Source organism: Streptococcus pseudopneumoniae IS7493 (genome assembly GCF_000221985.1).
GTDB lineage: Bacteria > Bacillota > Bacilli > Lactobacillales > Streptococcaceae > Streptococcus > Streptococcus pseudopneumoniae.
In genome coordinates, this window is sequence record NC_015875.1 from 1,100,848 (window position 1) to 1,115,494 (window position 14,647).

A 14,647-nucleotide genomic window follows, 5' to 3' on the forward strand; every position below is an offset into this window, starting at 1 on the left:
TTTATACCTCTTTTACTATTAATTGATCATATAGAGCTTGATAGTTGGCCATGTTGACATGACCAGTCATTTTTTCTTGAGCATTGAGCATACCAAGGACATTTGCCTTGATGAGTAGTTCTGCATCCGATTCTTTATGAAGTAAACCTGAAGAAATTCCAGCAACTGTAGAATCTCCAGATCCGACAGGGTTGACTACCTGAATTCTAGGAATATCTACCTTGTAGAAAGTGTCACCATGTTTGGCAAAGGCACCGTTGGCACCAAGCGAAACGATAATCCATTCAATACCTGCAAACAAGGGTTCTTGAAGGACTTCTTTTAATTCATCCAAATCCTCAGAAACTTCTCTTCCTAGAAGTTGAGACAATTCCTCATTATTTGGTTTGATGACTGTTGGTTTATGGGGTGATTCAAGAACAGCCTGAAGTGCTGCACCAGAGCAGTCCAAGACAACAGGCTTGCCAGCTTGATTAGCAAGTTCTACCAAGCTCGCATAGTAATCAACTGGAAGGCCAGCTGGCAGACTGCCTGAGATAGCTACTACTTCAACTGACTCCAAGAGTTTTTTGAAATGTTCCAAAAAGTCTTGACCTTCCTGTTCCAATACTACAGGACCTTTTTCAAGAACTTCTGTTTGGTTGTCTCCGTGAAGAATAGCGATACAGTTACGAGTTTCTCCCTGAATAGAAAAGAAATCTTTCTTAACATTATCATCAATATTTTCAACTAAAAACTCACCAAGTTTGCCACCTACTAAACCAGTAGCAAGAACTGAATCCCCAAATTCTGAAAGTACTCGGGTAACATTGAGTCCCTTACCACCAGCCGTTTTGGTTACATCCACCACACGATTGACAGTATCAATCTTCAACTCATCCAAGGGATAGGAAATATCAATGGATGGGTTCATTGTGACTGTTAAAATCATAGGTCACCTCTTAGTCGTGGTATTCTCCGCGATCCCATTTTTCAAGGAATTCAGTGAAGAAGTTTGCGTCTGTTTGTCGATTATTGTGACTTTCAAGGTGTTCAATTTTCGCAATCAATTTTTTATTTTCTTCAGATGGTTTGTATTCAGCATGGATGAAAGCTTCGATGATATCACACATAAGCAATTCACCAGTAATCTTACCACCAAAACCAATAACGTTAGCGTTCAATTGTTCTTTAGCATAAAGGGCTGTTGTCATATCACGAACCAAGGCAGAACGAACACCAGGAACTTTATTTACAGCGTTGTTGATACCAACACCAGTACCACAGATACATACTCCAAGATCAGCTTGACCGCTAGTTACAGCTTCCCCTACTTTTTTACCAAAGATTGGGTAGTGAGTACGTGTATGGTCATATGTACCAAAGTCAATAACTTCATATCCTTTTGATTTCAAAAATTCTGAAACCGCCATTTTTTCATCTGTTACGATGTGGTCACATCCAATTGCAATTCTCATTTTTAACTTACCTTTCTTACTATAATCTAATTAGCACATTTTATTCAACATGTCGACACGGATTTGATGACGTCCACCATCGTATTGACCGTTAACAAATCCTTTAGCGATATTTTTAGCCAATTCATCACCAACAAGTTGTGCACCCATAGTGATCATACGTGAGTTGTTGTGGCCACGAGTCATATAAGCTGAACGTTCGTCAGATACTTCTGCAGCAACCATTCCTTTGATCTTAGTTGCGACCATAAATGGACCAGCTCCATAAGCATCAATCACGATACCAAGGTTTTGTTCTTCTTTGTTTACTTCTGCAGCAACAGCGAGAGTCACATCAACAAAGTCTTGACCTTCAGCTGTAACATCCACAAGGTGGAAGTTTTCTTTTTCTAAGAAGTCTTTCACCACTTCTTTCAATCTCAAACCTGCAGCATCTGCACCGATAACAATAGACATATTGTATACTCCTTTTTATTTTTTCTAGGCTGGATTCCAGCAGTGTATTGGCTGTCTTTAAAAAACAGTCAATTAGTCCTCACAAACATAATATACTACTATTGTTTGAAAAAGTCAATAGTTTGTGTTTGTTTTTGTTGTTTATTTTTTTGATTTTTTATAAAACTTCTATCTCAAACCCTAATTCTTCAACCTGATTGGCTTCTAAGAGACGAACATTCTTCTTATCTTCTAAATGATTTTCTGCTGAATTTTAAGCAGAATATCATTTCTCTTTTTAGAATCAAAACGACGAGATTGTGGAATCTCTACAGGAACAATAGGTTGTTGCATTAAAATATCCTCCAATCGTTTTACTTTACGGTAACCGCACCTTCTTAATGTCGGCTTGTCCTGTAGCTTGAGCTGTATCAACAATACCTTGAGCCTCCGTAGCTTCCTCTGGTGTATTCGCATTGGCTGGCTGGTTATCGATGGCTTCTTTCTGCGCTTGAGCTTTGGCTGTTGCGTCTGCCTTTAGCTTTATCTTTTTCATCTTGACTCAACTTATCGTTGTTGTCAATGGCTTGCAGTTTGGCATCCAACTCATCTTGAATAGCTTTTTTAGCCTTTTCTTTTCCTACTGGGTTGATTGCAGTTACTTTAGAGATTGCAGTTACTTGCGCTCGATCAACTCCATCTTGATTATTGGTTTCCTTAGCTTGCTTAATAGCTTCGCCTGCTTCTCTGACAGCCGCCACAACTTTTTCCTTAGCTGCAGTTTTTTCGTCTTCTGATAATTTATCATTATCCTCTATCTCAGCCATTTTCACTGCTGCAGCGGCTGCTATGGCCTCTACCGCCATGTCTATTCCTATTGGATTCACATTGTCTATAGCTGCAGTTCCATCAGTTTGCTTAGTGGTAACGTCATCTTGAGATTGAGCATCCATTATCCCTGTCGTAGCTTTATCCGCTTCCGCCTTAGCTTCTTCCGTAGCCGCTGCTTTTTCTCTTGGGCTTAGCTTGCTATTTTTTTCAATCGCTGTTTCTTTCTCTTTAAGCTTATCTTCTATTGCTTTCTTGGCTTTGTTTTTTATTTGCTGCTCTTCGTCCAGCTGTTTCCGTTTTTCTAGAGCCTCTTCCACTACTATTTTGTAATTAGCAGTAGTAGATGTAATATCCAAATTCCCCTTAATTTTGTTTAATTTTTCTTCATAATCAGCCTTGGTTTCAGGAGTAGACCATTTTGTGTCTTCTTCTTTTTGTCTGGCTAATTCATCATAAACTTTTTTAGCTAAGTCCTTAGCTACTTTCCTAGTGTCCTGAGTAACTGAAAACCCTGTTCCAACAACTGGTAGAGCATAATGGTCCCATGGCACCTGATACCCCATACCTAAACGTAAATTATCCGCAGAACTAATACGAATCTTATAACTCGTATATCCTTTAGGAATGTCAATCGCTTTACTTGTGAAGGTTCCTGCTGTTCCTTTTGGTGTATTTTGAGTTTCCGCTAATTTCTGGTTCAAATCATTTTTATCTGTAGAAGTTCTAGAACTAGTAAAGTTAGTGCTTTGTTTCTCGCTTGCAGCCGTCACCTTCATATCATCAGTACTTTTAGTTTGTGAAGGATCGAAAGTAACATTATAAAGCGTTGCCTCTGCATTTTCTTTGTAACCTATTAATTCGACCTTATATAACGCTTTTTTCCCGTTAATATCTCCTGTATAGCCTGTTTTAAATTGAATCGTTGTACTAGTTCCTACAGTAGGTGAATATACTCCAAATGTTTTTTCTATCCCATTAAAACTTTTTATACCTTTAGCAATACCAGGTCCTTCATTATTTTCCATATATGATGTTCCATCAAAGGTTTGTTCACTTTTAGTACTTAGAGTCCTAACTTTGGACAAAAAGAGGGCATACTCATTACTACGATCAAACACAGATTCAGTTGTCCATGTTTTATTTGTTTTGGTATTTTCTTTTACTGTGTTAACCGTTTCAATTGGAAAGACACCGTCTGCTGTTTTTCTTGCAACAGCAAACTTCCCATTTCCTGCTGAATCTCTTACAGCCTTCCACCCTCCGAACTCATCTAATTCTTTTACTGTACCCGGGTCTATACTCTTGGCAGCCGCAACCTGATCTATGTTTGCAAGTTTTTTCTCATTCTCTACTGTTTCAGGTAGTTCTTTTAATTTGTTCGCCAATGTATCTACACTTGCATCATTCCCTGGAGCTTTATAAGTCTGATTTTCATCTGAATCGTCATCGGTTGGAGTCGCTGTTGGGGCAGGTGCATCACGTCTTTTACGTACTTTTGGCTTGCTGCTTGCTTCTTCTGATCTTGTACCTTCACCTTCAGATTTTGGAGAGCTAGAGTCCCCACTCACAGAGTCTTCATCCGATTGAGTCTTTGTTGTAGTTTCGCTTCTTTCAGATGAGTTGACTTCTTCCTCTTTGGTCCCTGGATGACTCTCTTGCTTGCCTTCATCCCCTGCTTCAGTATTGGTTGCAGATCCTTGTTCTTTTGCAGCAGGAGCAGCGTAGGTTAGCTGTGGATCCTCTGATTTTTTCTCTGTTTCCGAATCCTTATCAGCTGCCACCTCCTCATTTGACTGTATGGTCTGCGCTTCCGCAGCAGATACCGCTCCACTTCCCATAAAGAGATACAGCGCCGCCACGGCTACCGAGGCCGCTCCAAAACTAACCTTCCGAATCGAAAAACGTAATTGTTTTTCTCTATCGTCCTTCTCACTATAAAACATATTAGATGTTCCCCTTTTTAGTTTAAATTTTTTCAAGTGTAATTACTGAGTCCATAACTGTAACACAATGCAAAGGTTTGCCTTGTGAATCAAAAATGCACTCAATCATTCAACCTGATATGACTAAACTATTATACCTTAAATTACTTTAAAAAGATAATCATTTGACTTCTTTATCTCACTTAGTACCAAGAAAAAGACAGCCTATCCATATATATATATATATATATATGGATAGGCTGTACAAAGCTATTCTATCAAGCTTCCTGACGATTCTGTCTTGAGAAACATATACAAATCAAGGTTTTATTACAATTTGATAACATTTTAGTTACGGTTTGTTTCGAAGTGTTTCCACCTGATGTTAAGCAGATCAAAAGCTAATTGATAAAAACAAATCCTAGCATTGTATGCTTAAAAAGCCTCTCTTCTGTAGTAGCCACGCATACTCTCTTTTTTATCATTTATGGATAAAACTAAATCATAGGCCAGTTTATAGATTCTAACCCCTTGCTTAGGGATTCTTATAGATTAGATTATTAGCTAGCTAACTCCGAAATCACTATATTTTATCGAACCCTATCTAGGAGATAGAGAGTTACAAAAAACTCCAACCATGGCTTGCGAACCTCGTCTTTGCTGGTTTCTCTGTATTTTTTTAGGGCTTATTTGTATTTTTTCAATAGCTCCTCAAACTCAGCGACGGTTATGCCCAACTGCTGGCTAGCAACCTCAGAAGTCAGAAGACCTTGGCGGACTAGATTTACTAAACCTACTTTTAATCCCTGTTCTAATCCCTGTTCAAGCCCCTCTGCACGACCTCTCTCCAACCCTTTTTCTTCAGCTTGTTCCAAGGCATAGTCCTGTGCTAATAAGGCTTGTTCTTCTCGCATACGTAGTTGACTAAACATCTCCCTGTCCTCCTCGGACCAGCTCTTGTAATCTAGCAGTTGGTCTGCTTGGCTGATGGCTCGCTCAGGTTCTTGGGTAAAGGGTTTATTCCCGAAAAACTCCAACCATGGCTTGCGAACCTCGTCTTTGCTGGTTTCTCTGTATTTTTTTAGTTCCAAGAATGCCATCTTAACCAGATGGTTTTCCTGTCCATTGTTTGTAATTGTTAAAACCTCACCTGTCCTATCCTCTCGCATGCTAAAACTATGAAAAGCCAAGTCATCTGAGAAGTAGTTACTATCCACAATTGCGATAGCGTATACTGGTGAGATGTGTTTATAACTCTGATGAGTATCACCTTCTCGTTGACGAATTTTTTCAAGATTTTGATTGACCTGACTGCAAAGGTAAGCCCATAAACGATTGATGAAAAAATTCTGATGATGAACCTGAATTTCGATGATAACTTGCGTACCATTATCCAACTCCGCCAAAACATCTATACTGGTATAGAAATCTTGCGCCGAATAGGGCATGGAAGGCAAGACGTGAATGTTACTTCCCTCCAAAATGGTCACATTTTTGGCTGGTAAATCCAGCATATCGCGAATAAATTGACAAGTGATTTCCGGATTGCTAAAAATCTTCTTAGCAACCAAATCATTGGTCGGGCTAATGCCCGGATGACGTACAGTCATATTGCTTCTCCTTTCATTATAGCACATTTTTTAATCTAGATTTGATTATTCTATTTATTTATTCGAAAAAGAGAGGAAAATACAGTCAAGATATGGTCACAAATTTAAAATTTTATAGTGAAATGAAAAAATAAGAACAGGGCAAATCTATCAGGACAGTCAAATCTATTTCTAACAATGTTTTAAAAGTAGAGGTGTACTATTCTAGTTTCAATCTACTATACCATTATTTTCTCCGATTTCTTGATAGTTTATAAAAAAGCAGACCATCTAAGCCTGCTTTACGATTGATTCTTATATAAATTCCTATTAACAAGAAAAACAATTCTGATAACTTATTCTTCATCCATACTCAAGACGCTAAGAAAGGCTTCTTGTGGAACTTCTACTGATCCGATAGCTTTCATACGTTTCTTACCAGCTTTTTGTTTTTCAAGGAGTTTGCGTTTACGAGAAACGTCACCACCATAACATTTAGCAAGTACGTTTTTACGAAGGGCCTTGATATCAGTACGAGCGACAATCTTGTGTCCAATAGCCGCTTGGATTGGAACTTCAAATTGTTGGCGAGGGATGATTTTCTTGAGTTTATCAACGATGAGTTTCCCACGTTCGTAGGCAAAGTCCTTGTGAACGATAAAGCTGAGGGCATCCACCTTGTCTCCGTTGAGAAGGATATCCATTTTCACTAGCTTAGATGGGCGATATTCTGACAATTCGTAGTCAAAACTTGCATAACCACGAGTCGAAGACTTAAGCTTATCAAAGAAGTCAAAGACAATTTCAGCCAGTGGAATTTGATAGATAACATTGACACGGTTATCATCAATATAGTCCATCGTCACAAAGTCCCCACGCTTACGCTGAGCTAATTCCATCACTGCTCCGACGAACTCCTGTGGTACCATGATTTGCGCCTTAACATATGGCTCCTCAATGGTCGCAATTTTAGTTGGATCTGGGAATTCAGACGGGTTGGACACATCCATAGACTCACCGTCGGTCAAATTAACCTTATAGATAACGGATGGAGCTGTCATGATGAGGTCGATGTTGAACTCACGTTCCAAACGTTCCTGAATAACATCCATATGGAGAAGTCCAAGGAAACCACAACGGAAACCAAATCCAAGTGCCTGAGATGTTTCTGGTTCAAATTGGAGACTAGCATCATTCAGTTGCAATTTTTCAAGGGCTTCACGTAGGTCATTGTACTTGTTGGATTCAATTGGATAGAGACCCGCAAAGACCATAGGATTCATCTGTTTGTAGCCATGTAATGGCTCTGCAGCAGGATTGGTTGCCAAGGTAACAGTATCACCTACACGAGTGTCCTGAACCGTCTTAATAGAAGCCGCAATATAACCAACGTCACCAGTCGCAAGGAAATCACGACCAACAGCTTTCGGCGTGAAAATACCAACTTCCGTCACATCAAAGGTCTTGCCATTACTCATGAGTTGAATCTTATCACCAGGTTTAACCACCCCATCCATGACACGCACTTGGAGAATAACCCCACGGTAAGCATCGTAAACCGAGTCGAAAATCAAGGCCTTAAGTGGCGCCGTCACATCACCCGTTGGTGCTGGCACTTTTTCTACGATTTGCTCAAGGATTTCCTCGATACCAATTCCAGCCTTGGCAGAAGCCAAAACTGCTTCACTGGCATCCAAACCAATGACATCTTCAATCTCTGTACGCACGCGCTCTGGATCTGCAGCCGGCAGGTCAATTTTATTAATGACTGGCATGATTTCCAAATCATTGTCCAAGGCCAGATAAACGTTGGCAAGGGTTTGAGCCTCAATCCCTTGAGCAGCATCAACTACTAAAATCGCTCCCTCACAGGCAGCTAGCGAACGTGAAACTTCATAGGTAAAGTCAACGTGCCCCGGCGTGTCAATCAAGTGAAAAATATAAGTTTCCCCATCTTTTGCAGTATAATTCAGCTCGATGGCATTGAGTTTAATGGTAATCCCACGTTCTCGCTCTAAATCCATGCTATCCAAAAGCTGGGCCTGCATTTCACGACTTGAAACGGTCTCTGTCTTTTCCAAAATGCGGTCTGCTAGAGTTGATTTCCCATGGTCAATATGGGCGATAATAGAGAAGTTACGGATCTTCTCCTGTCGTTTTTTCAATTCTTCTAAGTTCATGATTCTCTTCCTTTCAGGGTATCTATTTATTATAAATTGTTTTTGACATTTTGACAAGACCATACCCTGCTAGGAGTACTAATCTTCAGCAACAAAGCCGTCATTTTCGATAAAGTGGTGTTCTGTCATTCCTTGATCTGTAAAGACAATTCCATGAAGGACACCACCATAGACAGCTCCTCCATCCATTCCAATCTTGCCATCTTCTGTAGTCCAAAGCTCAGCAGTACCACGCTCTTGCTGTAACAAACCATAGACCGGTGTATGCCCAAAGACAATGATTTTTCCAGTATGATTTTCTGCTTCGTGGAATGGTTTTCTAAGCCATACTTTCTTGTAATCTGTGGTTTCATGCCAGTCATCCAAGGTCAAATCAATACCAGCATGTACAAAGATATACTTGTCTGTCTCTACTACAAATGGCATTTGACGAATAAATTCGACCAAATCTGCCGCTTCAGTAGCAACACGCTTAGCATCTTCAACCCCGTCAACTGAGGCATCCAAGGGACGACCTAGGATAGAATTAATGGTTGTATCTCCACCATTGCGACGATAGTGGTCATAGCTTTCTTCTGGGTTATCGAGCCAAGTCAAAAACATATACTCGTGATTTCCTGACAAACAGATTGCCCCTTGATTATCGACCAAGTCCTTAACCATCTCTAGGACACGGCGACTATCTTCACCACGGTCAATCAAATCCCCTAGAAAGAGTAACTGGGTCTGACCATCCCATGTTTTGAGAAGGTCTTCTAGCATCCCAGCTTTTCCGTGAACATCTCCAATTACATAATAGTCTGTCATCTTATTTCTCCCTGTTTCTCAACAATTCTCTGGCTTGCATCAGGGCTGCTTCCGTCACATCATCACCGGCCAACATCTTAGCAACTTCTTCCACTCGCTCTTCAACCGTCAAGAGACGAACAGTCGAAACCGTTGAATGGTCATTACTAATCTTCTCAATAAAGAATTGATAATCCGCAATCGCAATCACTTGTGGCAAATGGGAAATAGCCAGAACCTGACCATGTTGGCCAATCTTGTGAATCTTCTGTGCAATAGCTTGAGCTACACGACCTGAAACTCCTGTATCCACCTCATCAAAGACAATGCTAGTCTTGCCTTCTTTACGTGAAAAGGCAGACTTAATGGCTAGCATGAGACGAGATAATTCCCCGCCAGAAGCAACCTTGACCAAGGGTTTAAAGTCTTCACCAGGGTTGGTTGAAATATAAAACTCAACCATTTCATTTCCCTCACGACTGAATTTTCCCTTGCTAAAACGAACCTGAAACTGGGCTTTTTCCATATACAGATCCTGTAGTTCTTGTTTAATCTCTGCTTCTAGCTGCTGGGCCAAATCATGACGAGCAGAGGCAAGCTGACCTGCCAAATTGACAAGATTGACTTCCAACTTCTTAAGCTCTGTTTCCATGTCCTCAGACGAAAGATTATTGCCTGTCAAGAGATTGTATTCTTCCGTGATCTTGGCAAAATAAAGCAAGACATCGTCTACAGTCCCACCATACTTACGGGTAATGGTATGAAGGAGGTCCAAACGATTCTCAACCAACATGAGACGATTGCCGTCAAAATCAAGATCCTCAATAATAGCTTCCAAACGTTTGCTAATATCTTCTAAGACATAGTAGGTCTCAGACAGAGAATTTGAAATTTCACGGTATTCAGGGTCGTACTCTTCAACACTTTCCATGTCATTCATGGCCGAACGAACATTGGCCAGACTCGAGAACTCTTCATTGTCCAACATACTGTAAGCATTAGTCAGTGTATCCGCAATATTTTTATGGTTGAGGAGCTTCTCTCGCTCTTGATTGAGAGCCAGGTCTTCTCCAGCTTGCAAGTTTGCTGCCTCAATCTCTGCCATTTGAAATTCCAACATTTCGATACGTGCCTTGTGTTCCTGTTGGTTTTTCTTAACTTCCAGAACCTGCTTACGCATTTTTCGATAAGCATCAAAACTCGTTTGATAGGTTTCTTTCAATTCCCAAAAAGCTACGTCACCGAATTCATCCAACATTTGAATATGAAGTTGAGGGCGCATTAACTCTTCTTGGTCATGCTGACCATGAATATCTACCAGATGTTGCCCAATAGCACGCAAAACAGACAGATTAACCATCTGGCCATTGACACGACTAATACTACGACCATTTTGCAAGATTTCTCGACGGATGATAATCTCATCACCCAATTCTAAACCTTGCTCATCAAAAATTTCCTGCAAAAAACGACTATTTTCAACTGAGAAAAGCCCCTCAATCTCTGCCTTTAGTGCACCATGACGAATAACATCTGTCGTAGCACGAGCTCCCAACATCATATTCATGGCATCAATGATAATCGACTTCCCTGCACCCGTTTCACCAGTCAGGACTGTCATCCCCTTTTCAAAATTGAGAGAAATAGCCTCAATAATGGCAAAGTTTTTTATCGAAATTTCAAGTAACATATAGACCTACCAATTTTTTACTTGTGCAAAGATTTCCTCAGCTAGACTTTCACTTCTGGCAATGACTAAAATCGAGCTATCATCAGCTAAACAGCTAAAAATCTTGTCCGTAAAAGTCTCGATTAACTGAGCTTTTACAAAAGCCGTATTTCCTGGAATAACTTGGAGATTAATCATCTTATCCATCAATTCAGCTGACTCAATATTGTCTTCAGCCAGTTGCAAACTTTTCACGATTGATTTTGGCAATTCATAGACATAGGTATTGTCTCTCAAAGGAATTTTGACAATGCCTAGCTCTTTGATATCTCGGGATACTGTCGCTTGAGTGGCAGTGATGCCTGCCTCTTTCAAATGTTCTACGATTTCTTCTTGTGTACCGATTTGATAATCTGTCACAAATCGTCTAATTTTTTCAAGTCTCTCTTTTTTATTCATTTTTAAATTGACTATGCGCCCTTTCTACTATTTCTTCAATCTCAGCAAGAATCTGATTGCTTGCTGACTCTTCTTTTTTCAAATACGCTAAAAACTCAATATTTCCATGTCCACCTTGGATGGGAGAAAAGTCCAAACCAAGGACTGAAAAGCCTTCCTCTACTGCCATAGCTGTGACAGATTCAAGGACATTCTGATGGACTTTGGCATCGCGAATAATTCCATTTTTCCCAATCTGCTCACGTCCTGCTTCAAACTGGGGCTTAACCAGAGCCACGACCTGACCTTGTTCAGCCAAGACGCGGTGCAAGGCCGGCAAAATCAGACTTAGGGAAATGAAACTCACATCAATGCTGGCAAAGCTCGGTTCCTTTTCGAAATCAGTCTTTTCAGCATAGCGGAAATTGAACTGCTCCATGCTGACAACCCGTGGGTCTTGGCGTAATTTCCAAGCCAACTGATTGGTACCGACATCGACTGCAAAGACCAACTCAGCACCATTTTGCAACATGACATCGGTAAAACCTCCAGTAGAAGCACCGATATCAATCGTTGTTACCCCTTCTACTGACAAATCAAAGACCTGCAAGGCCTTCTCCAGTTTCAAGCCACCACGGCTAACATATTTGAGTTTTTCACCCTTGAGTTTTAGCTCGGTGTCATCTGGAATTTTCTCTCCCGGTTTGTCAAATCGTTCTCCGTTAAGAACTGCTACGACTAGACCAGCCATGACACCGCGCTTGGCTTGTTCTCGCGTTTCAAACAAGCCCTGTTTATAAGCTAGTACATCCACTCTTTCCTTAGCCATTGATTCTCAAACTTTCTACTACACTTACAATCGATCCTATATCAAAAGGGACCTGCTGGGCAATTTCTTCTAATTTGGCATTAGCTTGATCCAAAGTCTGATTACAAAAGGCAATAGCCTCTTCCAAGCCTAACAAGGCTGGATAGGTTGACTTTTCAGCCTGCAAATCCTTTTGTGGTGTCTTGCCGATTTCCTCAAAACTAGCGGTCACATCCAACACATCGTCTCTGACCTGAAAAGCAAGCCCAAGCAATTCACCAACAGTTTTCAGCTTCACCTGCATCTCAGGTGCCAATTCTGCTAGGATAGCAGCTGCTTGGAAGGGATAGGCTAGCAGTTTTCCAGTCTTATTAGCATGAATGGTCTGGAGTTCTTCCAAAGACAAGTGCTGGTGTTCGCCTTCCATATCCAAAACCTGGCCTGCTACCATACCCAGACTTCCTGAAGCAAGGGATAAGTTGGCAATCAAGTCTACCTTAATCTGACTTGGCAAATCTGCCTGCGCTATCAAGGCGTAAGGATCTAGGAACAAAGCGTCTCCTGCCAAAATGGCCATAGCTTCACCAAATTTCTTATGATTGGTCAATCGTCCCCGACGGTAATCATCATCATCCATAGCTGGAAGATCATCGTGAATTAAGCTCCCTGTATGAATCATTTCCAAGGCTGCAGCCACCTGCGCGTGAGCAGGTTTGATAGCCACCTGCAAGGCTTCCAGAACTTCCAACAAGAGAAAAGGTCGAATACGCTTGCCACCAGCATGAATGGAATAGAGAACAGACTCTCGCAAACTAGAGGCAAACTGCTGGCCTCCATAAAAGTCTTCCAAGGCTGACTCGACAAGAGCTAATTTTTCTTGCTTCTTCATTCAAAATCACTTTCTGTTCCGTCTTCTTGCATGACCTTGACCAAGGTCTTTTCAGCCTTGTCCAGCGTCGCTTGGAGTTCTTTTGACAAGACCATGCCCTTTTGAAAGGCAGCAATCGCATCTTCCAGAGCAATTTCACCATTTTCCAAACTTTGGACAATGGTCTCCAGTTCTGCTAGATTTTCCTCAAATTTCTTTTGTTTTGACATCTTTAACCTCTAATTCTACTTGACCATCTCGCATCAAAAGCGTTACTTGGTCTTTTTTCTTCAAACTCTCAACCGAATCTACAACGGACTCTTCTTTTTTGACAATAGCATAACCACGCGCCAGGATTCGACTGGTATCCAACATCAACAAGGCTTCTGAAAGTCTCTTGACTTCAGCAACCCTGGCATCATAAACCAGCGCCATTTGGCTACGGAGGAGCTTATCCAACTGACCTAGACGGTCTTGATAGCGTTGGATTTTGGTAACAGGTGATAATTGAACCAGTTGATGCGTCCTTGCTTGGACTAATTGCTTGTTATCAGAAATCCGTGTTCGCAAACTTTGTTTCAAACGCAATTGCAGTTGATCCAAGCGTTGCATATAGCCATCATACAAACGTTCTGGTTGTCTAAAGATAACAGATTGACTGCATTTTTTCAAAGCTTCTTGTTTCTTAGATAGGACATTTCGGACCGCTGTTGCCATTCGTTTTTCTTGATTTTGCAAATGAGCTAATAGATCCAACTTGGTCACAGGTGTGGCTAGTTCAGCAGCAGCCGTTGGTGTTGCAGCTCGTTTATCTGCCACAAAATCTGCCAAGGTCACATCCGTCTCATGCCCCACACTAGAAATAACTGGCAAACGAGATTCAAAAATAGCTCGTACCACAATTTCTTCGTTAAAGGCCCAGAGATCCTCAATAGAACCACCTCCACGACCAATAATGAGTAAATCCAAATCGTCCCCTTGATTAGCACGCGCAATATTTCTAGCAATTTCCTCCGCAGAGCCTTCACCTTGCACCTTAGTTGGATAAAGTAGGATATCGACGCCTGGAAATCGCCTGCTGACGGTCGTGATAATATCTCGAATCACGGCTCCACTGCGACTGGTTACTACACCAATTCTCTTAGAAAATTGGGGTAGAGCTTGCTTGAAGCGTTCTTGAAACAGGCCTTCTTCTGTCAATTTTTTCTTGAGTTGTTCAAACTGAATCGCAAGCGCCCCAACCCCATCAGGTTCAGCCTTTTCAATGATGATGGAGTAGCTACCACTTGGTTCATAGACCTGCACACGCCCAATCACATTGATTTTCATTCCTTCTTCCAGGTCGAAGCCTAATTTCTGATAAACCCCAGACCAGATGGTCGCTTGAATAACTGCATGGTCATCTTTTAGGGAGAAATATTGGTGAGTAGGTCGTTTACGAAAGTTGGAAACTTGACCAGTTAAATAGACCCGCTCCAAGTATGGGTCTTTATCGAATTTCATTTTCAGATACTTGGTCAAAGTTGTTACCGATAAATACTTTTCCATCTCCACCTACTATTCATTTTCTTGCTCTTTCATGGGTATTATTATACCAAAAATATGCCTAAAAATCTCCATTTATGTACCATTATGAGGGAAAAATAGAAAAAGGAGGCAAGGCC

14 protein-coding genes are annotated in these 14,647 nt (G+C 41.0%); all 14 read right to left on the bottom strand.

Annotated elements, in window-relative coordinates:
• Position 1 precedes the first annotated feature (1 nt).
• The gene (locus SPPN_RS05725) at positions 2-931 is read right to left on the bottom strand and encodes a tagatose-6-phosphate kinase (RefSeq protein ID WP_000604287.1); all 930 of its coding nucleotides are present in this window, start codon (positions 929-931) and stop codon (positions 2-4) included.
• A 10-nt stretch (positions 932-941) separates the two neighbouring features.
• Positions 942-1,457 (bottom strand): galactose-6-phosphate isomerase subunit LacB, encoded by a 516-nt coding sequence (gene lacB / locus SPPN_RS05730; protein ID WP_001216912.1) that lies wholly within the window; start codon positions 1,455-1,457, stop codon positions 942-944.
• Positions 1,458-1,487: 30 nt separating this feature from the next.
• The gene (lacA, locus tag SPPN_RS05735) at positions 1,488-1,913 is read right to left on the bottom strand and encodes a galactose-6-phosphate isomerase subunit LacA (RefSeq protein WP_000029273.1); all 426 of its coding nucleotides are present in this window, start codon (positions 1,911-1,913) and stop codon (positions 1,488-1,490) included.
• A gap of 358 nt (positions 1,914-2,271) precedes the next feature.
• Positions 2,272-2,448, bottom strand: coding sequence for a hypothetical protein (locus SPPN_RS13185; RefSeq protein ID WP_014017262.1), 177 nt, complete (start codon positions 2,446-2,448; stop codon positions 2,272-2,274).
• The gene (locus SPPN_RS05740) at positions 2,381-4,666 is read right to left on the bottom strand and encodes a DUF1542 domain-containing protein (RefSeq protein WP_014017263.1); all 2,286 of its coding nucleotides are present in this window, start codon (positions 4,664-4,666) and stop codon (positions 2,381-2,383) included. The genes SPPN_RS13185 and SPPN_RS05740 overlap by 68 nt, the downstream gene beginning before the upstream one ends.
• A 665-nt stretch (positions 4,667-5,331) precedes the next feature.
• On the bottom strand, positions 5,332-6,255 hold the full coding sequence (locus SPPN_RS05745; protein WP_000218323.1) for an Rpn family recombination-promoting nuclease/putative transposase: 924 nt from the start codon (positions 6,253-6,255) through the stop codon (positions 5,332-5,334).
• A 335-nt stretch (positions 6,256-6,590) separates the two neighbouring features.
• Positions 6,591-8,414, bottom strand: coding sequence for a translation elongation factor 4 (lepA, locus tag SPPN_RS05750; protein WP_001047207.1), 1,824 nt, complete (start codon positions 8,412-8,414; stop codon positions 6,591-6,593).
• A gap of 78 nt (positions 8,415-8,492) precedes the next feature.
• Positions 8,493-9,221: a metallophosphoesterase family protein gene (locus SPPN_RS05755; RefSeq protein ID WP_000133357.1), complete on the bottom strand. Its 729-nt coding sequence runs from the start codon at positions 9,219-9,221 to the stop codon at positions 8,493-8,495.
• Position 9,222: 1 nt separating this feature from the next.
• Entirely contained in the window at positions 9,223-10,890 is a 1,668-nt protein-coding gene (gene recN, locus SPPN_RS05760) for a DNA repair protein RecN (protein WP_000923562.1), read from the bottom strand.
• 6 nt (positions 10,891-10,896) lie between these two features.
• Positions 10,897-11,328 carry an arginine repressor gene (locus SPPN_RS05765; protein WP_001034400.1) on the bottom strand — a complete coding sequence of 144 codons (432 nt, stop codon included), beginning with the start codon at positions 11,326-11,328 and terminating at the stop codon, positions 10,897-10,899.
• Positions 11,321-12,136, bottom strand: a complete 816-nt coding sequence (locus SPPN_RS05770; protein WP_001041085.1) for a TlyA family RNA methyltransferase — start codon at positions 12,134-12,136, stop codon at positions 11,321-11,323. Before SPPN_RS05770 ends, SPPN_RS05765 begins: the two co-directional genes overlap by 8 nt.
• Entirely contained in the window at positions 12,129-13,004 is an 876-nt protein-coding gene (locus SPPN_RS05775) for a polyprenyl synthetase family protein (protein ID WP_000743838.1), read from the bottom strand. The genes SPPN_RS05770 and SPPN_RS05775 overlap by 8 nt, the downstream gene beginning before the upstream one ends.
• Entirely contained in the window at positions 13,001-13,213 is a 213-nt protein-coding gene (locus tag SPPN_RS05780) for an exodeoxyribonuclease VII small subunit (RefSeq protein WP_000043226.1), read from the bottom strand. Before SPPN_RS05780 ends, SPPN_RS05775 begins: the two co-directional genes overlap by 4 nt.
• Entirely contained in the window at positions 13,191-14,531 is a 1,341-nt protein-coding gene (gene xseA, locus SPPN_RS05785; protein WP_000417490.1) for an exodeoxyribonuclease VII large subunit, read from the bottom strand. Before xseA ends, SPPN_RS05780 begins: the two co-directional genes overlap by 23 nt.
• Between the last annotated feature and the right edge of the window lie 116 nt (positions 14,532-14,647).